Here is a 25,535-nt window from a genome sequence, read left to right on the forward strand (position 1 = left end):
TCCGCGATGGTGAGGACCTCCGGGCCCCCGAGACCCCGACTCAGGACTCCGATTCGACCGGCAGACCCGCCTCGGTCCAGTCCTGGATGCCCGCGCGATAGGCGCGGACGTTCGTGTAGCCGAGCGCGCGCAGTTGCACGGCGACGACCTCGCTGTTCTGGCAGGCGTTATTGGAGCAGTAGGTGACGATCGGTGCATGCTGGTCCGGAAGCAGCTGGGCGGCCCGGGATTCCACATCGGCTTCCACCAGAGTGAGCGCACCGGGCAGATGCGCCTTCTCGTAATAGCCCGCACCGAGGGTGTCGAGGACCGTTACCGAGCCGGCCTGGATCGCGGCCGCCAACTCATCACGGGCAATGACTGTGGTCATGGGATTCCTTCCTAACGGCACACGGAAATTTATGTGCGTGCGCACGCTATTATATATGTGCGGGTGCACGCAAGTGGTTAGAATCGGTCCGTGACGCAATCGGAGAAGCAGCATCACGCGGCCAGCAGCGCATGGTCGGCCCTGCTGCGGGTGCATGCGAGCCTGGTCCCACGCCTGGACGCCGAGCTGCGCCGAGACTTCGGACTCCCGCTCGCGTGGTACGACGTACTGCTGGAACTCGACGGCGTCGAACCGCTGCGCATGACCGACCTCGGCGAACGCGTCGTACTCAGCCGCACCCGGGTCAGCAGGCTCGTCACCGAACTGGCGGCCGCGGGTCTGGTTGCGCGTGAAGCAAATCCGGACGACGGCCGATCCGCATTCGTCGCCATCACCGATGCGGGGCGCGAGCGCCTGCATGCGGCAACACCCAGCTACCTTGCGAGCATCCAAGAAAGCTTCGCCAACAAGCTCGACCCGGACGAATTGCGTACGCTCGCTGCGACTCTCGGCAAGATCCTGGGCCCGACCGATATCGCGCTCACGCCGCGGCGCCCGCGCAGTTCATAGGCCGCAACACTGCACAGCGTGCAATTCGCTTGGTAGACAATCCGATCCGGTCGATGCTGCGGTCAGGCCGCCTAGGCGCGGTATCGGCCTGGCGCGTTCATATCCGTCCAGCCCCGCCGACCGGAACTAGTGCCGCGTCCAGATAGCTCCTGCCGTATCGCCCCCTGGGGCCAGGGGGCGTCGAAGGTAGTCGAATGGTGGTCACCCAGGCTGGGTTTGACCGCCGGATGACTACGCTCGACGAGCAGCCGACGTGAGTAGCGCAGCAATCTATTTGGACGGGGCACTAGGCTTACTTTGTTGTCTGTTGCGCCGTTGATACCGCAGCCCCCCGATCCATCGGGGTCATTCGATACACCTTCGCAGTCAATGCAATTCAGGTCATACCGGCACATTCGCGGCATCATTTCTGAAACAATCCCACTTCACATTGGCCTGTACCTTTGATTACAGGCACATCGAGCGTGCACCCCGGAAAGGATGCAGCCCCTTGGCGATCGGCGCGGCAGAGCGAGCAGCACAACAATCTTCCCCGCGGCAAGGAGCCCGCTGATGTTCAGGCGCTGGGGGGATCTCGTATATCGGCTGCGCTTCGCCGTCATCGGGATCGTGGTGGGCGCGCTACTGGCACTCGGCGGATACGGCTTCGGCCTGGACGACCATCTCAGCTCCGGCGGCATGGACGACCCCACTTCGGAATCCGCGCAGGCCGCACGCCTCGCCGACGCCGCCTTCGGACGCAATCACGACTTCGACGTCGTCGTGCTCTACACCGCACCGGACGGCAAGACGGTCGACGATGCGGAATTCAGCCAGCCGATCATCGACAACCTCAATAGCCTGCCGCACAAGTATCCCGACGAGATCACCGGCATCAACGCCTCCTACTGGCGCGTCGAGAACGCCAAGATCAGCGGCGCAAAGGCGGCAACCGAGGACAAGAAGCGCGCCGTGGCCGCCATCGCCATCGCGGGCGATAACGACACCGACTCCGTGCGCAACTTCCGAAAGGTCAAGGACGCCTTCGCCATACCCGGTATCGACGTGCAGGTCAGCGGGCTGCAAGCGGTGGCGGGCACACTCAACGACACCATGGCCGACGACGTCCACCGCATGGAAGTCCTCGCCATCCCCGCCGTCGCGGTCCTGCTCTTCTTCATCTTCGGCGGCCTTGTCGCCGCCGCGCTGCCGCTGATGGTCGGCGGGCTCACCGTGATCGGCGCATCGGGCATCATCATGTTCCTGACGCGCTTCACCGAAGTGAATTCATTTGTCTCATCGGTGCTCTCGATGATCGGTCTGGGCCTGGCGATCGACTATGGGCTATTCATCGTCAGCCGATTCCGCGAGGAGCTGGCCGCGGGCTACGACACCCGCCTGGCGGTGCGCCGCACCGTCATGACCGCGGGCCGCACCGTCGTGTTCTCCGCGACCATGATCATCGCGAGCCTCGGCGGCATGCTGCTGTTCCCCCAGGGCTTTCTCAAATCAATGGCCTACGGCGCCATCGCCACGGTCCTGCTTGCCGCCCTCACTGCCATCACCATCCTGCCCGCGAGCCTGGCCATCCTCGGACCGCGCGTGGATATGCTGGGGTTCAAGCGATTCCGAAGAACCAGGACCGCCGAACAGGTCGAGGACGGTCTGTGGGGCAAGACCACTCGCTGGGTGATGCAGCGCCCACTGACCGTCGCAATTCCGCTGGTCATTGCGCTGTTCCTGCTGATCATCCCGGTCAAGGACCTCATCTTCGGCGGTTTCAGCGAACGATATCTGCCACCGGACAACCCGACTCGCGTCGCACAGCAACAGATCGACACCTACTTCCCGCAGCGCAGATCCGACCCCATCGAACTGGTCTTCGTCGCCGATACCAGCGCTCCGGTCGGCGATGCCTGGCGCGCCGCCGGGCATGCGCCAGGCCTGGCCAGTCCATTCGAAATGCCGTCCAAATCCCTGACCCAGGACAACGTCTACCGCACCAAGGCCACACTGGTGAACTCCAATGAGGCGGGCGAAACCATCGAATACCTGCGCTCGATGGAACTACCCGAGGGCGTCACCATGCTCGTCGGCGGCATCCCGGCAATGCAGAAGGACAGCATCGACGCACTGCTCTACCGAATCCCGGTGATGATCGCCCTCGTACTGCTGGTGACGACGCTGCTGATGTTCCTCACCTTCGGATCGCTCGTCCTACCGATCAAGGCCGCGCTCATGAGCGCACTGGGCCTCGGCTCCACCCTCGGCATCCTCACCTGGATCTTCGTCGACGGACACGCCGCAGGGCTATTGAACTTCACGCCACAGCCGATCCAGTCCAATGTGCTCGTACTGATCATCGCGATCATCTACGGCCTGTCCACCGACTACGAGGTCTTCCTGCTCTCCCGCATGGTCGAAGCCAGGGCCAAGGGCGCGACCACCACCGATGCGGTGCACACCGGCACCGCGCACACCGGACGCATCATCACCGCCGCCGCACTCATCCTGCTGGTGGTCACCGGTGCGTTCGCATTCTCCGATCTGGTGATGATGCAGTACATCGCCTACGGCATGATCGCCGCACTGTTCATCGACGCCACCGTACTGCGCATGCTGCTCGTGCCCGCCGTCATGAAACTGCTCGGCGACGACTGCTGGTGGGCACCGGCCTGGATGAAACGTCTCCAGGAGAAAATCGGACTCGGCGAACCTATTCTGGACGATGAACGCCCGGGCACCGAGAACATGCGTCACCTTCTGGTCGAGGCCACACCGATCACCGACACCGTCCCACCAAAGCTTCCGGCCGCCACCGCAGGACGGTCGGAGGGTTCCTAGCAGAACCGACTGCATCGCGAAAGGGACGCCACGCGCCGCCTCGGGAGGTACGCTCACCGCCGGAAAGCCCGCGGACCCGATCGCCGTGCCTGGCGACCTGGTCAACCACCGGCCATTGGACCGAAGGACGACCGCGATGTGCAGCTACCGCCTCGATGCCGAATATGCCGATCCGACACCGCTGAAGGTGCGCATCGACACGCATGAGCGCTACTCCGAACGGCCCGACAAGCCGGCCGCCGCCGTCCTGGCCGCACTAGCGCTCACTGGCACCGAACAGCTAGCCGATATCGGCTGCGGAGACGCGCGTTTTCTCGCCCAGCTCGCCGCCAGCGGTCACCAGGGTTCCCTCGTCGGCATCGACACCTCCCCCGCGATGGTCGCCGCGGCCGATGCGATACCCGGGGTACGCGGGGTGTTCGGCAGTGCGGAGCGTATCCCGTTCGATGACAACAGTTTCGATGTGGTCACCGCGCGCCACATGCTCTACCACGTGCCCGATCCGACCGCCGCACTCAGGGAGTTCCGGCGCACCACCAAACCCGGCGGGTCGGTCAGCGTGGTCGTCAATCATCCCGGAACCTACCCGTACACCAGCGAACTCGTGGCCGCGCATGCCACGACCTACGGCGCCGGCTCCGCGGTCACCATGACCGTTGACTCCGATACGTTGCCGGAGATGATGTCCCAGGTCTTCGGCGATGTCCGGATCCACCGGTCCGACAACGCTCTCGTCTTCGATACGCCCGAACCACTGGTGCGGTTCGCCGAGGCACTGTTCACGTTGTACGGTGTGACACCGAACCACCCACGGCGGCAGGCCATCCTCACCGATCTGCGTGAGGACGTCGAGGACTGGTTCACCCATCATCCGGGCCACACGTGGCGCGATCCGAAGGGCTACATAGTCGCAACGGCCGTGGTCGAGCCGGAATAGTCGCGACGCGGCAGCCGGTTTCGCATCACCAGGGCAGTGTGCCTTCGGCATCGAAGTAGCCGCCGGTGGGGCCGTCGGGCCCGATCTGCGCCATGCGCACAATGATCTCGGCGCCCTCTTCGACGGTCTGGATGCCGGTGTTCACATTCAGATCGGTCTTCGTGAAGCCGGGCTCCACCGCATTGATCCGTATGTTCGGGAATGCCTTCGCGTACTGGACAGTAATCATGTTGACCGCCGTCTTCGACGCGGGATAGGCCACGCCGGGGTAGGCGTACGCCGGGGTGCCCGCAGCGGCGACTCTGGTCAGTGAGGCGAGACCGCTGCTGACGTTCACCACGACCGCGGCGGTGGAACGCTGGAGCAGCGGAAGGAATGCGTGTAGGACGCGCACCGTGCCGAAGACGTTCGTGTCGAATGTCTTTCGCATCAAGTCGGCCGTCACGTCCGCGGCGCCGACCACTTCATGGCTCTCACTCATCTCTGCCTGGATGCCCGCGTTGTTTATCAGCACATCCAGCCCACCCTCGCCGGCTATGGTCTCGACCGCGGCCGCCACGGACGCGTCATCGGTGATGTCGAGCTGAACCACCCGCGCGCCCAACTGCTCGGCGGCCCGACGACCGCGTTCGATGTCCCGGCTGCCGATGTAGACGGTGTGGCCCGCGGCAACGAGTCGGCGGGCGGTCTCGAAGCCGAGACCCTTGTTCGCTCCGGTGATCAATGTTGCTGTCATGCCTTCACGCTAGGTTTTAGAGCGCGCTCGAAGTCAAGGCTCTCTCCTCTGGGCTGTTGGTGATTGTTTGGGTCCCGTGTGAATGTCGGGAGGTGATTTGTGGTGATCGGTTCATCTGAAGATTGCATGCGTAGATGCGCATATCTACCTACCATAATATTTTAGAGTCCAAATTCGATGGGCCTTGTCCACCCAGCGCCCATATGTCGGATGCGAATCCCGTTGGCCCGCTCCCCCTTCGGATAGCCGCCCCTCGCGTCCACGCACGCTCCCCCGCCTGCTCCAGAAGTCCCCCACGACATCCACTCCCCCCGACACGGGGTCCGGACCGGTGAGATCGCGTATTCAACTGTCGCGGGTTGTCGATGCAGCCGGCGGGTGACCGGAACCGGGACGCGGTGACGTAGCGCATCCAGGCGGCTGCGAGCTTGGTTGGGGTGACGTGGTGGTAGCCGAGAGCGTCGGCGACGACCCGGGCGGGCAGCGAGTGCAGAGACTATGGGCATGAACCTTGTCCTCGCATCCGCGGCGCGAGCACCGGTAGTCGGTGGCGAAAGCGTCGCAGTCGGTGCGGATCGCCTCGCACGACCCCGGCTCAGTAGGGGCCAGTGGCGAAGAAAACCGCATTCGGTCTGCGGAATTCGAACGGCAGTTCGTCATCCAACCAGTCCTGCTCGACGCCCCCATCGAGATGTCCGACGCCCTCACCCACGATCACACGCCATGTCAGTGGCTGCAGTTTTGCGATCACCCGACAGGGAAGGCTTCCGGGCACCCGGGTCCGGTGGACCTCGTAACGCACGGCCGTCAGATTGCCGAACATCCGCTCGTTTCCTGACCGCCCATAAGTGCGCGATCGTGGCAGGTGCGGCAGACATATCCGTTGGGCCATAGGCCCGCAGCGCAGCGGATCCGGCCGCAGCGAACGCAAGTGGTTTGGTAGGCCGCGCTCACGGCTCGGGCAGGATGCACCGACCGCGGCCGCAGCTTCGCGACGATCCGCGGCTGACTGGTCGCGTCACTGGTGCCGGTCTCGCGGACTCCGGCGTGCTCGAATTCGGCAATCGCGCCGAGGGTTTGGAAGAACATGCGGCCGACGGCAGTGGAGGGTCGCTGCCCTGGTCGAGCACGACCAGGACCACGCCGCGGTCCTGCAGGGTATTGGACAGCTCGATCAGATGCTCGAGGGAGCGGCCGAGTCGGTTGCGCTTGGAAACGCTTGCCACCAGGTCCTATTCGTTGGTCAGTGCGGTATGTGGTCCGGGCTTCGGCTACGGTCTGGATCTTTCAGCTGGGGTTCTTGTCGGCTGCGTCGGCCTGACGCGACCAGTACTGTGCCTGGTGATCGTCGCCGCGACGTTGGTATCGGTCGGCCAGGTTCCGCATGGCGCGGATAAAGCCCGCTGCGGCGGATTTGTGTAGCCAGGACTCCGCCTCGGCGTCATTACCGTCGCGTTCGGCGAGCAGGATTGCCAGGTTGTTCATGGCACGAGGGTCACCTGCCATAGCAGACTTGCGATACCAGTATTCGGCCTCGGTGCTGCGCCCTTGCTCGTCGCAGGTGATTGCGTAATCGAACATCGCATCGACATCCCCTGTCTCGGCGGCCTTGCGCCACCAGAATCCGGCCTCCGCGGAGTAGCCCTGCTCGTCGAGGTGATGAGCGAGCGAATCCATGCCGTCGACGCCTCCGGCCACGGCCGCCTTGCGGTACCAGTGTTCTGCGGCCGCGTGATCTCCTCGTCGCACACAGCAAATACCGATATTGCACTGGAACAGCGGGTCGGAACGGGTCTCCTCGGCGCGGCGGAACCAGATCTCGGCTTCCACGTGGTCGCCGGATCTCTGCAACTGCACACCCAGATAGTTCATGGCATCCGGATGTCCGGCGTCGGCTGTGCGACGCAGCAGCGCGACGGCTTCCGCAGTATCGCCGAGCATGTTGGCCAGGGCTAGCGCCGAATCCGGGTAGCCGGCCTCATCGCCCATCCGGAACCATCGGGTCGAATCCTCGCGCGCTCCTCGCCGATTCGCCAGCACGCCAAGGTTGTGCATGGCAATGGGCAATCCTGCCGCGGCGGCCTTGCGATACCAGTCCTCGGCCACGGTGTCGTCGCCATGGTCGACCAGAATCTCCGCCAACGAGACCATCCCGGCCGGGTCACCCTTCTCGGCGGCGCGCCGAAACATATCTTCGGCAAAGCGCCGCTGCCATGGATGTTTGCTGCGCAATACTGCATGACCGGTAATCACCAGAGCCTCGGGATCATTGGTCAGCTGGCGGCGGAGCATCCGGATGTAGGCGTGTATCGCTCGAAACTTCTTCTGCACCCGGCTCTTCGACATGTCCCCACCGCTTCTTCCAGGCCCAATGCCGGGAAGGCCCGGACCTGCCGGATGTGTACCCGCTCGGCAACCCGCCACACTCACCCAGGGAGTGTCCGGATACGTACGTTTTCGATCCACCGTGTGGTGACCGCACCACGCCGGGACCGGTGAACCGCATCCGTAGCCTGGACGGGGTCGGAACCAGCCATGCGATCAGGGGGACGTGTTGAACGACTACGGCAGCTTCGCCACACAGCCGTTGCCGATTCAAGGATTACCGCGCCGCGCCGCCGAACCGGTCAGGTTGAAAGGTGTTGGCGGCGAAGGGCGTGGAGACTCTGCGGGGCTCGCCCGCGCGGGTGGGCACGTGGCTCTCGCCGGCGTGGTCAGTCGGGTCACGGGGTTCGTCCGAACGATCGTGGTGGCCGCGGTCCTCGGGACCGCGGCGGTCGGCGATGCCTATAACGGTGCGAACAATCTGCCGAACATGCTGTACGAACTGCTGCTCGGCAGCGTCCTGGCCAGCGCCGTCGTCCCCCTGCTGACCAGGGCTCGACGCCAGGGCCGCAAGCGATCCCGCGAATTCACCCAGCGGGTCATGGTCGCGGCCGTGCTGGTGCTGGCGGTGGTCACGGCGTTCACCGTGGCGTGTGCTCCGCTGATCGTTCGGGTGTTCGTAGCCGATTCCGAACAGCGTCACCTGGCCACCTGGTTGGCCTATCTGTTGTTGCCGCAGATCTTCTTCTACGGGGTGTCCGTGGTCGTGGGTGCGGTGCTCAATGTCCGCGACTGCTTCGCCACTGCGGCGTGGGCGCCGGTGGTCAACAATGTGATCGTCCTGGTGACTTGCGGGGTGTTCGTTCTGCTTCCCGGGCCGGTCACCCTGACTCCGGCCGCCATGACCACCGCCCAGGTGCTGACAATCGGTGTAGGCACCACCGCAGGAATCGCAGGACAGGCCGCCTGGGTGGTTGCGGCTTTGCGGCACAATGGTTTCGCGTGGAGTTGGCGCGTGCGGCCACTGCCCTACACGTGGCGTCCGATCCGCTCCGGACTGCCGATTGTGGGGTGGCTGCTGGTGTATGCCGCGATCAGCCAGATCGGTGTTGCGATCACGATGCGGGTCGCTTTCGACCATGGTGGCGTATCCATCTACACCTACGCCGAACTGCTGTTCCAGGTCCCCTACGGCATTCTCGCCGCGTCGGTGCTGACAGTGCTGATGCCGCGAATCTCCCGAGCCGCCGCTATCGGCGATCACGCCGCGGTGATCGCCGATCTCTCACGTGGCGCACGCTATCTATCCGTGGCGCTGATACCAGTGACGATGGCGATGAGCCTGCTAGGTCCGGGATTCGCCACGCTGGTGTTCACCGGTCGTGTCGACGTCGACGCTGCCCGGCTGATCGGCATGGCAGTGGGGTGTTCGGCGTTCGGGCTCGCGCCGTTTGCGTTGGTTATGCTGCAAATGCGAGTGTTCTACGCCTACAACGACACTCGCACCCCCACTGTGATCAACATAGTCATGGTGGTGACAAAGGTGGCGATCTTGGCGCTGACGGCGACCGTCCTGACCAACCACGTCGTGATCGTGATGCTCAGCGTCGCCAGCTCGCTTGCCTATGTTGCCGGTGCGGTGACCGGTCACATTCTGCTACGTCGCCGGTACGGGTTGCTCGGCTTCTCCGCCGTCGCCGCCACCGTCCACCGCGTCATGTGGGCGACCGCCCTCGCTGGCGCCGCCGGACTGGCCGCGATCGCGCTCACCCGCACGACAATTGGCACGCCCACCGTCGAACAGCTCGTCCCCCTCGCTGCAGGAGCTTCTGTCTGCATGGCGGTATTCCTGCTCGCCGCACGAGTGATCGGAATTCCTGAAATCCGTACAGCACGAACCATGCTGACCCGTTCGTAACGCCCAGAGACTTCGGGCGCGCCGAATGCATACCCTGCGAATCAACCTTCACCCGACGCAAGGCCATATCCGTTGCCTTCTCGGCGATTACTACCGGACCCCAACACATTCCGCGTGTAGATGCCTCGCGAAGGTCGACCGACCAGTTACTCTCGTCGCGTGGTCCCGCCCCGACCCGGCGCGCGCCGGAGGTCCATGAGCCCCGTCACATCAGGAAGCAGGAGTTCGATGCGATCACAGAGTCGTCGCCATATCTTGGCCACCCTGGCGGCTACCACTGCCACGCTCATTGTCGGCGGGACAGCGCCCGCGGTGGCGAGCCCGGCCCCACCCACGCAGGTGCAGCCACTCGGCGCAGATTTCCTCTGGGGCGTTGCCGCTTCGGGCTATCAGTCCGAAGGTTTTGCACCCGATAGCAATTGGTCCCGGTATGTGGCCGAGGACAAGACGACCGATCCGTACCTCGACTCGGTCGACTTCTTCCACCGCTACCGATCCGATATCGACCTGGCCGCGAAGCTCGGCGTCCAGGTCTACCGGATCGGCATCGAATGGGCGCGGGTGCAGCCCCGACCGGGTGCATGGGATGAGGCAGGACTTCGCTTCTACGACAATGTGATCGCCGCGATCACCGCCGCTGGCATGCGGCCGATGCTCACCATTGACCACTGGGTCTACCCGGGTTGGGAGGCCGATCGCGGCGGGTGGTCGAATCCGAATATCGTCGCGGATTGGCTCGCCAACGCCCGCACCGTCGTCGATCGGTACGCCGCGAACAACCCGCTGTGGGTCACGTTCAACGAACCCGCCGCCTACATCATGAACGAGTCCACGCACGGCGGCCTCGACGCCACCGCCATCCCGGCGATGCAGGACCGAATCGCCCAGGCGCACAACGCCATCTACGACTACATCCACGCCGTACAGCCCGGCGCGATGGTCACCAGCAACGTGGCCTACATTCCGGCGGGCGAGGATGTGGTCAATGGTCCGCTCATCGACAAGATCGCCGCGAAGCTCGACTACATCGGCATCGACTACTACTACGGCGCCTCCCCCGGCACCGTCACCCAGCTGAGCCTCAGTGACCTCTGGCAGAACCCACTCGAACCGGAGGGCATTTACTATGCCCTGCAACACTATTCACGCAAGTTTCCGGGTCGCCCGCTCTACATTGTCGAAAACGGCATGCCCACTGAGGATGGTGCACCGCGCACCGACGGTTACACCCGCACGGACGACCTCCGCGATACCGTCTACTGGCTGCAGCGCGCGAAGGCCGACGGCATGAACCTGATCGGCTACAACTATTGGAGTCTCACCGACAACTACGAATGGGGTTCCTACACACCGCGTTTCGGCCTGTACGCCGTCGACGTCCGGACCGACCCCACGCTCACCCGCAAACCCACCGATGCCGTCCCCGCCTACACCGATATCACCCACAATGGCGGCGTCGCCCCGGACTACCGCCCCACTCGCGACCCCAAACTCTGTTCCTTCGTCGACGCCGCCGCCAGCTGCACCGACCCGGTCACGGTGCCCCGCTAGCCGGAGCACAGACACCGGGGTTCGCAGGCCGTGCACCGAAATCCGGAGACTTGCCCTCGCGAATGATGGCCGCCAGCCTGGCATATCGCATCGAATGTTCGCCCAAGATCAGCGGGCGATCATTCGATCGCGCGCTGCCTGGACAGCCGGGTGGTCATGCGCCGACTTCGGTCCGCACCCGTGCGAACCGGCGTTTCCACGGGAGCCAGCCCGTAGTGTCCGCGCAGGGTCGTCGCGGTGTCGTCGGTGCGGAACAGGCCGCGTGCCTGCCGGATCGGGACCACTCGGTCCACGAAGACCTCGAGCCCGCCGGGTAGATACGCCCGCATCCGGATCGAGCACGATCGCCGAGGACTCCCAGCTGTCCCACAGCTGCACGGTGACGTCCGCCAACTCCTGTGCCCGCTCGTAGCGCCTGGGGTGCTCCGGAATGGCGTCGAAACCGAAGTTGAACTCCTCCTGTTCATTGGCCGAGGTGACGATGTTCCATCCGGCCCGCCCACTGCTGATGTGGTCGAGCGAGGCGAATTTGCGTGCCACGCGTTCCTCGGTCCGAGAATGGCGCCAGGCCGCCTCGTGATGGCCGACTCCCATGAGGAAGGCGTTGATTGCGAGGTAGAGACATGGGAGGTCCCTAACGGGATGGTTCGGTGCGCCAGCGCGATAGGCGGCGTTCGAGGGCGACCAGCACGCCATTGAAGGTCAACCCCAACAGGGAAATCGCGAGGATGCCCGCATACATATTGGGAATCTGGAAGTTCTGCTGGGCCGCGGTGATCAAGTAGCCGAGTCCGGCGCGCGCACCGACCATTTCGGCGGCAATGAGCACCAGGATCGAGGAGGCGGCCGCCATTCGCACACCGGTGAATATCGATGGCAGAGCGGCGGGCAGAATCACCTTCTGGAACAGCCTGATCGGCGAGAAGCCGAGTGAGACAGCCGATTTGATCAGCAGCGGGTCCACCGTGCGCACGCCGGTGATGGTGTTCAGCAGGATCGGGAAGAAGCTCGCATACACCACCAGCGCGATCTTGGACGTCTCGCCGATCCCGAGAATCAGGATGAACACCGGCAACAGCGCCAATGCCGCGGTGTTGCGGAACAGTTCCAGGATCGGGTTGAGGAAATCCGCCACCGGTTTGTACCAGGCGATGGCGACACCGACCGGAATGGCCACCGCCAGTGCTAGGGAGAATCCGGTCGCTGAGCGGGTCAGGCTGGTCGAGACGTGCTCCCACATTTCGCCGCTCTGTACCAGGTCGACAAAGGCCTGCGCGACCGTCGAGAACGGCGGCAGGAAGACCTCGTCCACGAGCCCGAGCCGTGGTGCCGCCTCCCAGACCACGACGAGCGCGCCAATAGCGAAGGTGGGCTTGAAGATTCGCCACGCCAGCAGCGCCAACGCGCGCAGCAGCCGCAGCGCACCGATCTCCCTCGGTACGGTGGATTCGGCCCGGCTCTGCACTACGACCGGCCGGGACTTCTCGATGATCTGCACTGCACTAGACATGAACCGGCTTCCTTTCGGTATTCGTGGCCGCGGACAGCGATTCCCGCTCGAGTCCCTGCGCCCGGGTGACCTCGCTCTGCAACTGCGACCAGATCTGATGCCGGGCTTCCCGGAAGCGTTCGCTCGACCGCACATCCACACCGGAATCACGGTCGATGTCGATATCGATAACGGCCTTGACCCGCCCCGGCCGCGAGGTCAGCACGGCAATGCGCTGGCCGAGGTAGACGGCCTCGTCGATGCCGTGGGTGATGAACAGGATGGTCTTCCCGGTCGCCCGCCAGATCCGTAACAGTTCGTCCTGCAACGACTCCCGGGTCTGGGCGTCGAGCGCGGCGAACGGCTCATCCATCAACAGCACCTCCGGATCGAAGGCGAGGCTGCGGGCAATGGCGACGCGCTGCTTCATCCCACCGGACAGCTCATGCGGATACCGATCGCCGAATCCGTCGAGTCCGACCAACTCCAGATACTCCGCCGCGATCTTCCGGCGGTCCCGGCGCCGGAGGCCCTTGGCCTCCAAGCCGAATTCGATATTGGCCCGGGCGGTGCGCCATGGCAGCAGCGCATACTGCTGGAATACGATGCCGCGGTCCAGTCCCGGACCGCTGATCGGCTTGCCGTCCAACAGGATCCGCCCGGCGGTCGGCTTGCTCAGCCCACCGAGCAGATCCAGCAGCGTCGACTTTCCGGAACCGCTGGGGCCGACGAGCACCAGGAATTCGCCGTTACGCAGTTCCAGCGAAATATCCTCGATCGCGGTGAACTCCGCGTTGGCGTCCCGGACCGGGAACTGTTTGCGCACTCCGGTGAGTGCGAGTTTCACCTGACTCATTTCGCCGCGACCACCTCTCCGGTCGGCCCGGTGGTCGGGCCGTAGGTGCCATTGGCGTACGGGTTGTCCTTATTCGTGAACAGATCCTTCGCGGATAGTTTGCCCGCGGGCAGATCACCATTGCGAACCAGCCAATCGATCCAGATCTGCAGTTCCTTCTCTGCGATCACGGCACCGGGCACCGGAATGCCTGGACTCCGCCAGAATTTCAACAGGTCGGTGTTCTCATTGCGCCCGCGCTTATTGATGATCGAAGCGAAGCGCGCCACCACCTCGTCGCGCGGTGTCACCTGGAGCCAGCGCGTCGCTCGTGCGGTGCCCTGTACGAAGTCCTTGACGGCGTCCGGATTCTGGGCGATGTAGTCCTTGCGGAAAACGTAAGTGCCATAGTCGAATTGACCGAACAGGGCCTTGTCGGTATAGAGCGGGTGGATGCCGCCGCGCCCTTCCGCGCTCTCCCGGAAGACGCCGCCGAGGGTGCCGACATCGATCTGGCCCTTGCGCAGGGCGTCCTCGGTATTGGCGGGCGGTACCACGATCAGCTCGACCTTTTTGATCTCCTGATCGGTCAGTCCCTGCTGGTGCAGCCATTCCCGGGTGATGAATTCATGGTGTGCGCCAAGGGTATTGACGCCGACCTCCTTGCCGATCAGATCCCGGGCCGAGGTGATCCCGGAATCATCGCGGACGAAATAGCCGGTGAACGACTGCTCATCGGCGCCATAGGAGCTCAGTACCGAGGTGACCGCCGCGCCGCCCGCGACCAACTTGACGACCGCGCCGTTGAACGCGCTGCCGAATTCGATCTGGCGGGTCGCGGCGGCCTGGATATTTGCCGGGCCGCTGGTGGTGTCGCCCGCCCAGTGCAATGCGATCTTGGAGAAGTAGCCGAGGTCGTCGGCCAGCTCGTAGGCCGAGACCTGGCCGGTCGCGCCCTGGTAGCGCAGCACGGCCTTGCCGTCGGCATTGGTGCCCGGCGCCGACTTTCCGCAGCCGGTGAGCATCGCGAGTGCGGCGGGAATGGTGAGTGCGGCGGCCAGCGCACGGACGAGCCGTGGCCTGGTTTTCTGGGACAACGTCATGGGAGTTCTTTCACCGAATACGCCCTACCGCGCGGCGGCAGCGGTCACACCGCGACGGCAGCTAAGCGCGAGAATTACCTGATTGTCGAATGCGGCTACCGTTCTTCGGCGACCGCGGATTCAGGCGCGACAGACTCCGTGTGGGAGGCGCATGAGATCCACCGTGCGACGGCGGATCAGCGCAATGGATTCAACCATTTCAACGACCTTCGTGGATTGTGTACAAGCGGCGACCCCGCGGCTGTGCGTCCATGGTGGGGTCGACCCTGCCGGGCGACAATGGCGATTTCACATTGTGAAAATCACCGTGAGTACAACTCGACCGGCGCATCGGCAATGGCGGCGGTCGAATCGAACAGTGGAGCGATCCGGCCCGCGATCTGGCGCATCGCTGGGACGATACCCCGCACCAATTCCGCATTGAGACGTGCCGAACGAGCCTGTACGCCGAGCGCTCCCCAGACCTGCTTGTCCGGACCGAGGATCGGCACCGCCACCGAGCGCACCGGATCCTCGCGCTCGATGATCTCCTCGGCGAAACCGCTGCGACGCACGCGATCCAGATCCGGGGGCGGCAGCGGTGTCGGCCGCCGGTCCGCCCCGTCGGCGGGGGCTCGCACCGGTGCGAACGCCAGCAGCGCGTGTCCGACCGCGCTGGATCGCAAGGGCTGGCGGGCGGGCGGTAGTTGGTTGGGGCAGAAGTACACCGGCGGCCGGGCCTGGAAGACTGTGACCGCATCTCGATCATCGGCAATGCTCAGACTGACGGTTATCTTGATGCCCGCGGCCAGCGCATACAGATGCGGTGCGGCCGCGTCGATACCCAATCGCGACAGTGCTGGCCGAGCCAGTGCGGCGAGCCCCTGGCCGATGCGGTAGCGATCGGTCGTCGGATCCTGCTCCAGCAGCCGGCCCCGGACCAGCGCCTGGGCCAGCCGATAGGTGGTGCTGACCGGCAGGCCCGCGCGATGGGCCAGTTCACTCACCGACAGTTCCGGATCATCGCCCTCGAAGCAGTTCAGGACATGGATCGCGCGGTCGACCGCTTGGGCACCCGAACGGGGTTGATCGGCGACAGTCATGGTTCCTCCTGATATTTCTACCGATCCGGATGTGGCCAGAACTATCGCCGGGCGCGTCGGGTGCGGCAATGGTTCTGCGCCCGCTGCGCGGATTTCTCGCGCATCGATGATCCGAGCGTCAAATCGCGCTGATTCGAAGGGTTTTGCGAAGGCGATGACCCTCGTACATTTCGAATTCCCTGCGCTGACCCCGCATTCCGCTGACGATTGCCCATTCTTCGGCCGCAATCCCGACGCCTCAGGAGCAGACGCATGAGTGAACTCCGGCAGACCGACACCGACGTCCTGGTGATCGGTGGCGGTCCGGCCGCGACATGGGCGGCCATCCACGCGCGCGAGACCGGGGCCGAGGCGACCCTGGTCGATAAGGGCTACTGCGGAACCAGTGGCGCCACAGCGCCTTCCGGTACCGGTGTCTGGTATATCGCCCCGGAGGCCACGGCGCGGGCGAATGCGCAGGCGAGTCGAGAGGCGCTCGGCGGCCATCTCGCCGACCACTATTGGCTGACCGAGGCTTGCATCGGCTGCGATAAACGCGTCGACGCCTGCCCCGCCAATGTCTTCGACCGCACCGAATCCGGAATCCCGGTCATCGCAAGGCAATCCGACTGCCAGACCTGCTTCATGTGTGAGGCCTACTGCCCCACCGACGCGCTGTATGTCGATCCCGAATCGACCCCGCTGGCCGCTGGCAGCCCCATCCGTGAGGAGCACATCGGCCGCCACCGCGAAAAACTCGGCTGGGGCAAGGGACGAACAGCAGGCGCACTGGTCGCCGTCGGCCCCCGCCTCCCGCACGGCGCGCCGCCGCCTCGCCTCATCACCTGAACGCGACGCGGTCAGCCGTGGTAGCCGAGTTGTTCGAGCAGGCCCTCCAGTTGGAGCTCGAACAGTTCGGCGCGATCGGCAAAGCTATCGGTACCGTACTGATCGAAGACGTCGAAGCTCACGGCGCCGAAGAGTCCGGTCCACATGGTGATACCGCGCGCGATGAGCCAGTCCGGGTTGTCGTGGCCGAAGACGGCTCTGATGATCGCGAAATTGCCTGCGAGCGCTGATGATATCGGCCGCTCCCGTGCCGGAGCGGTGAGCACACCCGCGTGGTAGGCGCGGGCGAAGAGGTTCTGCATGGTGGTGATCACCCGGGTGCCGGGGACAGTGGTCTGTTCCGCCGGGGCGTCGTAGCCCGGGACCGGTGTGCCGAACAACAGACCATAGCGGGCGGGTTCGGCCAGCGCCCAGGCACGCACGGTGCGGCCGACGATGCGCAGACCCTCGATCGGATCGTCGGGGGCATCGGCCAGCGCCGCGTCCACCGCGTCACCGAGTGCGTTGTAGCCATCGATCACGAGCAGAGTCAGCAGCTCATCGCGGCTGCGCACATAGCGATAGACCGCCGAGGAGACGACACCGAGATCGCGGGCGACGGCGCGAAGTGACAGTGCGGCCGCGCCATCGGTGGCCAGATGTTCGCGTCCGATCCGGACGATATCGTTCATGGTCTGAGCCCTGGCACGGGCCCGCGGTGTCGTCGCCATACGCATCACCATGCGCGCCGGTGAGAGCAATGTCAACTAATGCGAGCACCGCTCTTACCTCGGGTGCAATGGCACATGCGCGCCTCGCCGGCACTGACGATTTCGGCAAGCTCGGGGTCCAGACCCAGCCGCTGCACACCCGCGAGGCTCATGCTGTCGCGACCGTGCGCGCTGCCGCATCGGACCTCCTCGACCCATTTCGAGATGAGCTACCAGGTCACCCGCCCGTTCGCACTGGACTCCACCGCCAGCGAACAGCGCCTCGGCCTGCACCCGACACCCGTCGACCTCGCCATCGCGGCCACCGTCACTCGATGAAATCCCAGCTCTGAACCCTCGAGCGAGGCTTAGCTACTCGGTAGTAGTGTTACCGGTGTCACTGGCGACACAGATCGAGGAGCACCACATGGACCAGCGGGCGACGGATTTCGACGTACTCGTCGTCGGTTCAGGATTCGGCGGCAGCGTTACGGCACTGCGGCTGACCGAGAAGGGCTACCGGGTCGGGGTGCTCGAGGCGGGTCGTCGCTATTCCGATGACGAGCTCCCTGAAACCAGCTGGGACCTGCGCAAATTCCTCTGGGCACCCAAGCTCGGCTGCTACGGCATCCAGCGCATCCACCCGCTGCGCAATGTGCTGATCCTCGGCGGCGCCGGTGTCGGCGGCGGTTCACTCAACTACGCGAATACCCTCTACATGCCGCCGGAGCCGTTCTTCCAGGACCAGCAGTGGCGCGATATCACCGACTGGCGCGCGGAACTCACCCCGTACTACGAGCGCGCAAGGAAGATGCTCGGCGTGGTGCAGAACCCGCATCTGACACCCGCGGACGAAGTGTTCAAGAAGGTCGCCGATGACATGGGCGTCGGCGACACCTTCGTACAGACCCCGGTCGGTGTCTTCTTCGGCGAACCGGGAAAAACGGTGGCGGATCCGTACTTCGGCGGCGTCGGACCCGACCGCACCGGCTGCCTCGAATGCGGTGAATGTATGACCGGTTGCCGTCACGGCGCGAAAAACACCCTGGTCAAGAACTATCTGTACCTCGCGGAAAAGGCTGGCGCACAGGTGATCCCGATGACAACGGTGACCTCGCTCCGCCCACTGCCCGATGGCACCTGGGACGTCTCGACCGAACGCACCGGCGCGTGGGTGCGCAAGCGTCCGCACACCTACACCGCGGGCCAGGTCGTACTCGCCGCGGGCACCCTCGGCACCCAGAAGCTGTTGCACGCCATGCGCGATAGGGGCGTACTCCCCGAACTGTCCAACCGGCTGGGCGAACTCACCCGCACCAACTCCGAATCCATAGTGGGCGCGGCCACCCGCAAGGTGAATCCGGATGTCGACTTCACCCGAGGCGTCGCGATCACCTCATCGATCCACCCGACCGCCGACACCCATATCGAACCCGTTCGCTACGGCAAGGGCTCGAATGCGATGGGGCTGTTGCAGACCCTCATGGTCGATGGCGGCGGCAGAATACCGCGCTGGCTGCGCTTCCTCGGGCAGGTCGTGCGAAACCCGTTCACCCTCCTCACTTTCCTGAGCGTGCAGAACTGGAGCGAACGCACCATCATCTCCCTGGTGATGCAGCACCTCGACAACTCCATCACCACCTACACCAAGCGCACCCTCTTCGGCCGCAAACTCACCAGCAAACAGGGCCACGGTGAACCGAATCCGACCTGGATTCCGGCGGGCAACGAGGTGACCCGCAAGGTCGCCGACGAAATCGGCGGTGTCGCAGGCGGCAGCTGGGGCGAAGTCTTCAATATCCCCCTCACCGCCCATTTCCTCGGCGGCGCCCCCATCGGCGCGGACCGCAACTCCGGCGTAATCGACGCCTACCACAGAGTTTTCGGCTACCCGACACTCAGCATCGTCGACGGCGCCGCCGTCTCCGCCAACCTCGGCGTCAATCCGTCACTGACGATTACCGCGCAAGCCGAACGCTCCGCCGCCTACTGGCCCAACAAGGGCGAACAAGATCACCGCCCCCCACAAGACGTCGCCTACCACCAGATCCACCCCATCGCCCCCAACAACCCCGTCGTCCCCGCAGACGCACCAACCGCCCTCACCCTCCCAATCGTCGAAATCCGCACCAAAACAGCTGACATCGTCCCCTGACCGTCAACCTCCCAAAGCACCCCCGAACCTCACAGCACCATTGCCAACACCACTCGACACCATGCATTGCCCCGTCGCCCCCTACACACAACTCCCCCACTAGGACTTGGACAAACGCTCACCATGCGCTGGTGCAGGTAAACGTCGAGAACGCACCTGCACCAGCGCATTCTCGATGACTATTCGGCGTGTTTGGGTGGGATGTGAAAGACCCGCCCGGCGATGTTGCCGGGCGGGTCGGGGTGTGTCAGGGGGCGGGCGGAGCCTGGGGAGATAGTGCAGTTTCGGGGTATGGGTTAGTTGCGGATGAGGAGGATCGCGCCTGCGGTGACCAGGGCCAGCACGATGGCGGCGAAGCCGACGATGAGGCGGTGGGTGCGCAGGGCGGGGATGAACCGGTCAAGGGCGTAGCGGCCGGGGCCGGTCAGGGACAGGGAGGCGGCGGCGAGGGTGAGGATCAGTTCGTATTCGATGCCCTTGGGGGCGAAGAAGTTGCCGCCCCATTTGACGGCGATGGCGTTGAGGAGGGTGCCGACCAGCGCTGCGGCGGCGAGGGGGGTGAGTAGGCCGATGGCCAGGGCAAGGCCGCCGAGGGTTTCGGTGAGTCCGGCGACGGCGGCCATTGTTTTGCCCGCGGGGTAGCCGCTCATTTCGAAGAACTTGCCGGTTCCGGTGAGGCCACCGCCGTTGAACCAGCCGAACAGTTTCTGGGCGCCGTGGGCGGCCATGGTGAGGCCGACAGCCAGGCGCAGCACCAGCAGGCCGAGGTCGTAAGTATGTGTGGGGGTGGCGGTTTCGGAGGTCGGTGCGGGGGCGGTGAGCGTTGCGGTCATCTGGATGCCTTTCGTCAGGGGTGGATCAGCCGAGCTGGATGGAGCGCCGGGCCATGCCCAGCCAGAACCCGTCGATCACGGTGCGTTGGTCGGCCAGATCGTCCGCGCCCGCGCCGAGGGCGACGAACAGCGGTGCGAAATGGTCGGTGCGCGGATGCGCGAGATGTGCCGCGGGGGCCTTGTTTTCGAAGTCGAGCAGGGCGTCGAGATCATGGGCGGCGAGGGTTTCCCGGCCCCAGGCGTCGAATTCGGCGGTGAAGCTGTGGACGTGCTCGTCATCGGCGGTGATGGCGCGCAGGTTGTGGGTGAAGAAGCCGCTCCCGATGATCAGCACACCCTCGGCGCGCAGCGGCGCGAGTTTGCGGCCGATCGCCAGCAGCCGCTGCGGGTCCAGCGTCGGCATCGACAGTTGCAGCACCGGAATATCGGCATCCGGATACATCTCCTTCAGCGGCACATAGGCGCCGTGGTCCAGCCCGCGATCCGGGACATCGACCACGCCGCCGCCGAGCAGTTTGCGCACCTTGTCCGCCAGTTCCGGCGCCCCGGGCGCGGCATATTGCACCCGGTAGTAGCGCTCCGGAAAGCCGCCGAAGTCGTAGACCAGCGGCACCGTGGTGGTCGCGCCGAGCGCGATCGGCGCGGCCTCCCAATGCGCGGAGATCATCAGAATCGCCGTGGGCCGGGGCAATTCGTGCGACCACGCGGCCAACTCCCCGGGCCACCGCGGGTGGTCGGCCAATGGCGGCGCACCGTGCGAGAGGTAGAGCACCGGCATCTGCCCGGGCTCACCGCTCATCGAATCGCGACGCGAAACTGCACTCATCACTGCTCTCCATCCAAGTAGTTCAAATTTGAACTCCACGCGACTATAGCCTGTTGTTCAAATTTGAACAACACGAGTAGGGTGGGTGCCGTGGCTGATCCGAAATGGCTCAATGATCGGGAGATGCGCGCCTGGCAGGGCTTCCTTGCGGCCTGGGCACTCGTCGGCCGTCAGGTCGAACAGCACCTCAAACAGGAGGGGCTTTCGCACACCCAGTACGAAGTCCTGGTCCGCCTCGCCGCCGCCCCGGACGGCCAACTGCGGATGACCGAACTCGCTGATGCGCTCTACACCTCGAAAAGCGGCCTGAACTACCAGGTTACGCAGCTGGAGAAGTCCGGCTTGGTCCGCCGCGAGGCCTGTCCGACCGATATCCGCGGTGTCACCGCCGTTCTCACCGCGGACGGCCGTCACCGTCTCGAGCAGATCGCTCCCGGCCATGTCGAAACGGTCCGTCGCGTGCTCATCGATGTGCTGAGCCCCGAACAGCAGGAGGCCATAGCCACTGGACTCGGCGAGGTAGCGCGCCGACTCGGGTAGGTCGCGCCCGCTGCACCAGCGTTCAAGACTTCCGATCCGCCGGGGCCGAGGCTGGGACACCGCACTTGTGTCAGGAGGTAGAGCAATGAACGATCCTTCCGCGATGATGCGGGAACAGGTCCGCGTGGCGGTGTACGCCCACTTCGCCGGCACCGGAACCGCCCCTGCCCCAGCGGATCTCGCAGCCGAGACCGGACTCGCGCACCCCGAGGTTCGCGACGCGCTCGCAGCGCTGCACGAACACCGCGATCTGGTCCTCGACAAACACGACCGTGACCGGATCCTCATGGCGCACCCCTTCGCCGCCATCCCGCTCGGCTTCTCGGTAATGGGCACCGGCACGCTGTGGTGGGGCGGTTGCGCATGGGATTCCTTCGCCATCCCACACCTGCTCCACGACGAGCCGGACGTGCTGGTCGCCACGCGCTGCCCGGCCTGCGACACTCCGCACGCCTGGGTGGTTGGACGCGCGGCTCCGCCCGCGGGTGATCAGGTGGCCCACTTCCTCACCCCGGTCCCCCGCATCTGGGACGACGTCGTGCACAGCTGCGCCAACCAGCGCGTGTTCTGCTCGACCGACTGCGTCGACACCTGGCTCGAGAACACCGGGCAGACACCGGGTTACGTCATGGACCTGGCCACGCTGTGGCGGCTGGCCAGCGACTGGTACGCCGGGCGCATGGAATCCGGGTACACCCGGCGCGATCCGGCCTCGGCCACGGCCTATTTCGCCCAGGTGGGACTGCACGGGCAGTTCTGGGGTTTACCCGGATGATTCCGGCGCCGGTGTCCTACCAAAGGAGGACACCGGCCGCGACCATAGGCCGATGTCACCGGCCCTGCGAACCCCGCAGAATCGGGGCCGTAAGAAATCTGTTGGGAAACTCTAAGCGCCAACAGATTTGATGCCCAGGTAGGGATGTGACGCTGATGGTCGCAGATTGACCCAGAACGGAGAAGACAGTGCCCACGACGTTTCCGAGTTCCGTCACCGAGGCCACTTCGGATACGGTTCAGGACTGCCGCCGACGTGGGTGGACCGTCGCCGAAACGGTCAATGGTGTCTGCCTGATCACCGACAAGCAGATATCGGCCATCGAACTCACCGGCACACTGGCCGCCACCGTGCGCCGGTTCCTGCGGGCGAACAATCTGTCCGGTCCGGTGATCGAGATTCCGGGCGCGCAGCGCCGCGAGATCCATCTGGTCGTCGGCGCCGCCAAGGCCGCGAAGGCGATCGGCGCGTTGCGCGCGGTCGGCGCGATCGTGCACACCAGCGGTGCGAGCATCCCGTTGCCGCCGACCCGGCTCTCGGCCGGTGCGGCCTGCTGGGGAATCTCCCCGGCCGAGGCCCGCTGGGTGCCGCCGGTTGTCGCCATCGCCGCCGCCGTGCGCGCCGCCGAAACCGGCCGCAAGCCGCACCTCAACGGTGTGGCCTGCTGAGATCTCGATCCGCGCCGCCGGAAATCGGCTCGCGGACAACGACCTTGCGCGCCTATTCGGCAGGACGCGGCCGAGCAGATCCGGGGAGAGATATCGGATTGCCCGAACCGACTGTGCGCGCCCTGCCCTCGAATACCGCTACGCCCGCGATACCGACTGCGGCCTCGGTATCGCGCCTCGATGCTCGAGACACGGTGTCGGCGACGGCGAGATTCACCTCGTCGGATGTCAGGCACAGGTACGTCACCGCCGCCACAGGGCGATGCCGAGCGCGAGGCACTTTGCTCCCCAACGCTTCATCAGCCACGGGGAGGCGAGCGCACCCGCACCGAACGGTGTCCTGACCGACGAGCCCCACTGAAGCTGGTGCCCGTCACAACCTGCCGCCCGTACGCATCACAGGCACCGGCGGGCGTGTGAATGCGACTCGGCCACACTGGTGCTCATGTGGCGCGTGTGACGAGATGGCAAACCGGTAGCGCCGCGCAGCGGAACCGATCCTCGACCTTCTCGAGACGCCAGATTGCGTACGACTGAGTGCGTTCGACGTGGGTCAACCAATTCTGCGCCGAAAGTGCGCGGCCTTTTCCACCGCCGATACGGCAATTGGCCGCGTTTGCCCGGAGGCTGCTAGCTGAGCACCGGACACGCCGTAGTCAGTGCCGCCGTAAATACAAGAGCCCCTCGTCGGCCGAGCCGCGCCACGAACATGCACGCCGCCAGCTACTGGACGGTCGGATATGGCTAATATTCCCCGATTTGCGGCAATAGTGCTGCGAGAACCGGATCGCGCTGCGGACCGCTACGCAGAGGGGGTATGATCCCACGATGATCGAAACATGTTACGGTCAAACGCATTTGGCGTACCGCTCGGTTTCGTACAGGCGTATCGATGATTGCGCCGACCGGGGAGCAGCCACCGAGGTTCTAAACGCGTAAGGCCGTAACTGCCTGTGGATAAATGGGATCCATCCACTTTGTAGCGTTCCAGTAGCAATATGCTTCGACCCTTATTACCGGTAGTGGGCCGACGATCTGGATACGGTCGCATACACAGGCGTGAAAGACCGTGCAGTTGACCAGATCTCACCGTTGACGTGTTATTCGTTCTTGGGAGCTACTTTCTTGGCCATGTCCCTGCATTCGCCGGAGTTCGCAGCCGATCCGCACGCCGCATACGACGATATGCGGCGCAGTCACGGTCCGCTCGTTCCGGTGGAGATAACCGTCGATGTGCCCGCGACGCTCGTGATCGGCTACCGCGAAGCACTGAACATCCTGAGTGATCCCGACCACTTCCCGGCGGACCCGCGGGCCTGGCAGGCCACCGTTCCGAAGCACTGCCCGGTCCTACCGATGATGGAGTGGGGGCCCACCGGGTCGAAGACGGTGGGCGAGGACCACTCCCGTCATCGGGCCGCCTATACGGCCAGCCTCGAAAAAGTCGATCTGTACGCCCTACGCCACGCGGTCGAAGCCATCGCGGTGCCACTGATCAACAGCTTTTGCGAGACCGGTTCCGCGGATCTGCTTGGCGAGTATGCCGTCCCGCTCACCGTGCGGGTGCTCAACGATCTCCTCGGGCTCTCGCCGGAGGCCGGGCAGGAAGCATTTGCGGCCTTGGTGGCACTGCGTGACGCCTCGGATGCGGCCTCGACCGAGCACGGCGAACAGCGGTTCACAGCGGCGATATCGGATGTCGTGGCGGCCAAGCGCGCGGCGCCTGGTGCGGACGTAATTTCCTGGCTGATCGGACATTCCGCCCGATTCGACGACGCGGAGATCGTGGCGCAGACGGCGGTGTTGTACTCGACGGGTACCGAACCGACGTGGAACCTCATCGTCAACGCACTGCTGTTGATGGTGACCAATGACCAGTTCCACGACGAGCTCCTAGGTGGTGCGCTGTCCATCCGCGATGCGATCGACGAAGTACTGTTCACCGATCCACCGCTGGCGAACTTTTGTTCGCGCTTTCCACGGCAGCCACAGATAATCGGGGGTTCGTGGTTGCCGGTCCACCAGCCCGTTGTTATCAGTTTGGCGGCGTGCAACAACGATCCCGCGGTCGGTGGCGACCGGACCGGCAACCGTTCGCATCTGGCGTGGGGCGCCGGGCCGCGTTCGTGCCCAGCCCAGTCGGTGGCCATGGTCATTGTGCAAGAAGCGCTCGACCAACTGCTCGACGTGCTACCCGATATCGAATTGGCCGTGCCCGCCGACCAGTTGCAGTGGCGGCTGGGCGCCTTTCACCGTGCGCCGACCGCGGTGCCGGTGATCTTCCCTCCAGCACCACCGCTCACTTTCGTATAGCGAGAATCCCCGGCTGAATTCATCGCGAAATTCCGGCCGAGGACCTATCGTTGGCCGACGACGGCCTGTCCCACCCGCGCCAGCCCTTCCTCATCGACGAGGTATGGCTGTCCGCGAATCAGCTGGTCACTGTCAGCATGGTGCCCTGCCGGAACTGCGGCTGGCTGCG

Annotated in this window: 23 protein-coding genes and 2 pseudogenes; 12 read left to right on the forward strand and 13 right to left on the reverse strand. The window is 64.8% G+C overall.

The window, feature by feature from the left end; all coding sequences use genetic code 11:
- Positions 1–40: 40 nt before the first annotated feature.
- Positions 41–370, reverse strand: a complete 330-nt coding sequence (locus ABZ293_RS36865) for a rhodanese-like domain-containing protein (RefSeq protein WP_355188459.1) — start codon at positions 368–370, stop codon at positions 41–43.
- Between the two features lie 90 nt (positions 371–460).
- Here ABZ293_RS36865 and ABZ293_RS36870 point away from each other — a divergent pair, with 90 nt between their 5' ends.
- The 3 genes and pseudogenes from ABZ293_RS36870 (at position 461) to ABZ293_RS36880 (ending at position 4,700) form a co-directional block, all read left to right on the forward strand.
- Entirely contained in the window at positions 461–940 is a 480-nt protein-coding gene (locus ABZ293_RS36870; protein ID WP_355188461.1) for a MarR family transcriptional regulator, read from the forward strand.
- 552 nt (positions 941–1,492) lie between these two features.
- Positions 1,493–3,730: pseudogene (locus tag ABZ293_RS36875) on the forward strand (MMPL family transporter); the annotation flags it as partial.
- A gap of 169 nt (positions 3,731–3,899) precedes the next feature.
- Positions 3,900–4,700, forward strand: a complete 801-nt coding sequence (locus tag ABZ293_RS36880) for a class I SAM-dependent methyltransferase (protein ID WP_355188463.1) — start codon at positions 3,900–3,902, stop codon at positions 4,698–4,700.
- Between the two features lie 25 nt (positions 4,701–4,725).
- Here ABZ293_RS36880 and ABZ293_RS36885 read toward each other — a convergent pair whose 3' ends face one another.
- From ABZ293_RS36885 to ABZ293_RS36900, 4 genes are all read right to left on the reverse strand, one after another.
- Positions 4,726–5,436 (reverse strand): SDR family NAD(P)-dependent oxidoreductase, encoded by a 711-nt coding sequence (locus tag ABZ293_RS36885; protein WP_355188465.1) that lies wholly within the window; start codon positions 5,434–5,436, stop codon positions 4,726–4,728.
- Positions 5,437–6,031: 595 nt separating this feature from the next.
- The gene (locus ABZ293_RS36890) at positions 6,032–6,259 is read right to left on the reverse strand and encodes a hypothetical protein (protein WP_355188467.1); all 228 of its coding nucleotides are present in this window, start codon (positions 6,257–6,259) and stop codon (positions 6,032–6,034) included.
- A gap of 127 nt (positions 6,260–6,386) precedes the next feature.
- On the reverse strand, positions 6,387–6,662 hold the full coding sequence (locus tag ABZ293_RS36895; protein ID WP_355188469.1) for a recombinase family protein: 276 nt from the start codon (positions 6,660–6,662) through the stop codon (positions 6,387–6,389).
- Between the two features lie 61 nt (positions 6,663–6,723).
- Complete coding sequence (locus tag ABZ293_RS36900; RefSeq protein WP_355188471.1) at positions 6,724–7,782, reverse strand: tetratricopeptide repeat protein; 1,059 nt, start codon at positions 7,780–7,782, stop codon at positions 6,724–6,726.
- Positions 7,783–8,068: 286 nt separating this feature from the next.
- Between ABZ293_RS36900 and murJ the strand changes: the two genes are divergently transcribed.
- On the forward strand, positions 8,069–9,679 hold the full coding sequence (gene murJ, locus ABZ293_RS36905) for a murein biosynthesis integral membrane protein MurJ (protein WP_355188561.1): 1,611 nt from the start codon (positions 8,069–8,071) through the stop codon (positions 9,677–9,679).
- Between the two features lie 228 nt (positions 9,680–9,907).
- Positions 9,908–11,230 (forward strand): family 1 glycosylhydrolase, encoded by a 1,323-nt coding sequence (locus ABZ293_RS36910; protein ID WP_355188473.1) that lies wholly within the window; start codon positions 9,908–9,910, stop codon positions 11,228–11,230.
- 318 nt (positions 11,231–11,548) lie between these two features.
- On the opposite strand, the pseudogene ABZ293_RS36915 reads toward ABZ293_RS36910, so the two are convergent.
- From ABZ293_RS36915 to ABZ293_RS36935, 5 genes and pseudogenes are all read right to left on the reverse strand, one after another.
- Positions 11,549–11,824, reverse strand: a pseudogene (locus ABZ293_RS36915) (LLM class flavin-dependent oxidoreductase); the annotation flags it as partial.
- 40 nt (positions 11,825–11,864) lie between these two features.
- Positions 11,865–12,740, reverse strand: a complete 876-nt coding sequence (locus tag ABZ293_RS36920) for an ABC transporter permease (protein ID WP_355188475.1) — start codon at positions 12,738–12,740, stop codon at positions 11,865–11,867.
- Entirely contained in the window at positions 12,733–13,575 is an 843-nt protein-coding gene (locus ABZ293_RS36925; RefSeq protein WP_355188477.1) for an ABC transporter ATP-binding protein, read from the reverse strand. The genes ABZ293_RS36920 and ABZ293_RS36925 overlap by 8 nt, the downstream gene beginning before the upstream one ends.
- On the reverse strand, positions 13,572–14,657 hold the full coding sequence (locus ABZ293_RS36930; protein ID WP_355188479.1) for an ABC transporter substrate-binding protein: 1,086 nt from the start codon (positions 14,655–14,657) through the stop codon (positions 13,572–13,574). Before ABZ293_RS36930 ends, ABZ293_RS36925 begins: the two co-directional genes overlap by 4 nt.
- A gap of 302 nt (positions 14,658–14,959) precedes the next feature.
- Positions 14,960–15,739: an IclR family transcriptional regulator gene (locus tag ABZ293_RS36935; protein ID WP_355188481.1), complete on the reverse strand. Its 780-nt coding sequence runs from the start codon at positions 15,737–15,739 to the stop codon at positions 14,960–14,962.
- 252 nt (positions 15,740–15,991) lie between these two features.
- Between ABZ293_RS36935 and ABZ293_RS36940 the strand changes: the two genes are divergently transcribed.
- A complete protein-coding gene (locus ABZ293_RS36940) occupies positions 15,992–16,567 on the forward strand; it encodes an FAD-binding protein (protein ID WP_355188483.1) in 576 nt (191 codons plus the stop codon).
- 11 nt (positions 16,568–16,578) lie between these two features.
- Here the strand turns inward: ABZ293_RS36940 and ABZ293_RS36945 are convergent, their stop codons facing one another.
- Positions 16,579–17,277 (reverse strand): WHG domain-containing protein, encoded by a 699-nt coding sequence (locus ABZ293_RS36945; RefSeq protein ID WP_355188485.1) that lies wholly within the window; start codon positions 17,275–17,277, stop codon positions 16,579–16,581.
- 150 nt (positions 17,278–17,427) lie between these two features.
- Here ABZ293_RS36945 and ABZ293_RS36950 point away from each other — a divergent pair, with 150 nt between their 5' ends.
- Entirely contained in the window at positions 17,428–17,595 is a 168-nt protein-coding gene (locus ABZ293_RS36950; RefSeq protein WP_355188487.1) for a hypothetical protein, read from the forward strand.
- An 88-nt stretch (positions 17,596–17,683) separates the two neighbouring features.
- Complete coding sequence (locus tag ABZ293_RS36955) at positions 17,684–19,411, forward strand: GMC family oxidoreductase (protein ID WP_355188489.1); 1,728 nt, start codon at positions 17,684–17,686, stop codon at positions 19,409–19,411.
- A 296-nt stretch (positions 19,412–19,707) separates the two neighbouring features.
- Here ABZ293_RS36955 and ABZ293_RS36960 read toward each other — a convergent pair whose 3' ends face one another.
- Together ABZ293_RS36960 and ABZ293_RS36965 are read right to left on the reverse strand one after the other, a co-directional pair.
- Entirely contained in the window at positions 19,708–20,244 is a 537-nt protein-coding gene (locus tag ABZ293_RS36960; RefSeq protein ID WP_355188491.1) for a DoxX family protein, read from the reverse strand.
- Positions 20,245–20,269: 25 nt separating this feature from the next.
- A complete protein-coding gene (locus ABZ293_RS36965; RefSeq protein WP_355188493.1) occupies positions 20,270–21,070 on the reverse strand; it encodes a class III extradiol ring-cleavage dioxygenase in 801 nt (266 codons plus the stop codon).
- 90 nt (positions 21,071–21,160) lie between these two features.
- Here ABZ293_RS36965 and ABZ293_RS36970 point away from each other — a divergent pair, with 90 nt between their 5' ends.
- From ABZ293_RS36970 to ABZ293_RS36985, 4 genes are all read left to right on the forward strand, one after another.
- Positions 21,161–21,610 carry a MarR family transcriptional regulator gene (locus ABZ293_RS36970; RefSeq protein WP_355188495.1) on the forward strand — a complete coding sequence of 150 codons (450 nt, stop codon included), beginning with the start codon at positions 21,161–21,163 and terminating at the stop codon, positions 21,608–21,610.
- 85 nt (positions 21,611–21,695) lie between these two features.
- On the forward strand, positions 21,696–22,385 hold the full coding sequence (gene merB / locus ABZ293_RS36975; protein ID WP_355188497.1) for an organomercurial lyase: 690 nt from the start codon (positions 21,696–21,698) through the stop codon (positions 22,383–22,385).
- Between the two features lie 188 nt (positions 22,386–22,573).
- Entirely contained in the window at positions 22,574–23,053 is a 480-nt protein-coding gene (locus ABZ293_RS36980; protein WP_355188499.1) for a hypothetical protein, read from the forward strand.
- Between the two features lie 1,131 nt (positions 23,054–24,184).
- The gene (locus ABZ293_RS36985; RefSeq protein ID WP_355188501.1) at positions 24,185–25,366 is read left to right on the forward strand and encodes a cytochrome P450; all 1,182 of its coding nucleotides are present in this window, start codon (positions 24,185–24,187) and stop codon (positions 25,364–25,366) included.
- The last annotated feature ends 169 nt before the right edge of the window (positions 25,367–25,535 follow it).

This window comes from Nocardia sp. NPDC005998, from assembly GCF_040614395.1.
Taxonomy (GTDB): domain Bacteria; phylum Actinomycetota; class Actinomycetes; order Mycobacteriales; family Mycobacteriaceae; genus Nocardia.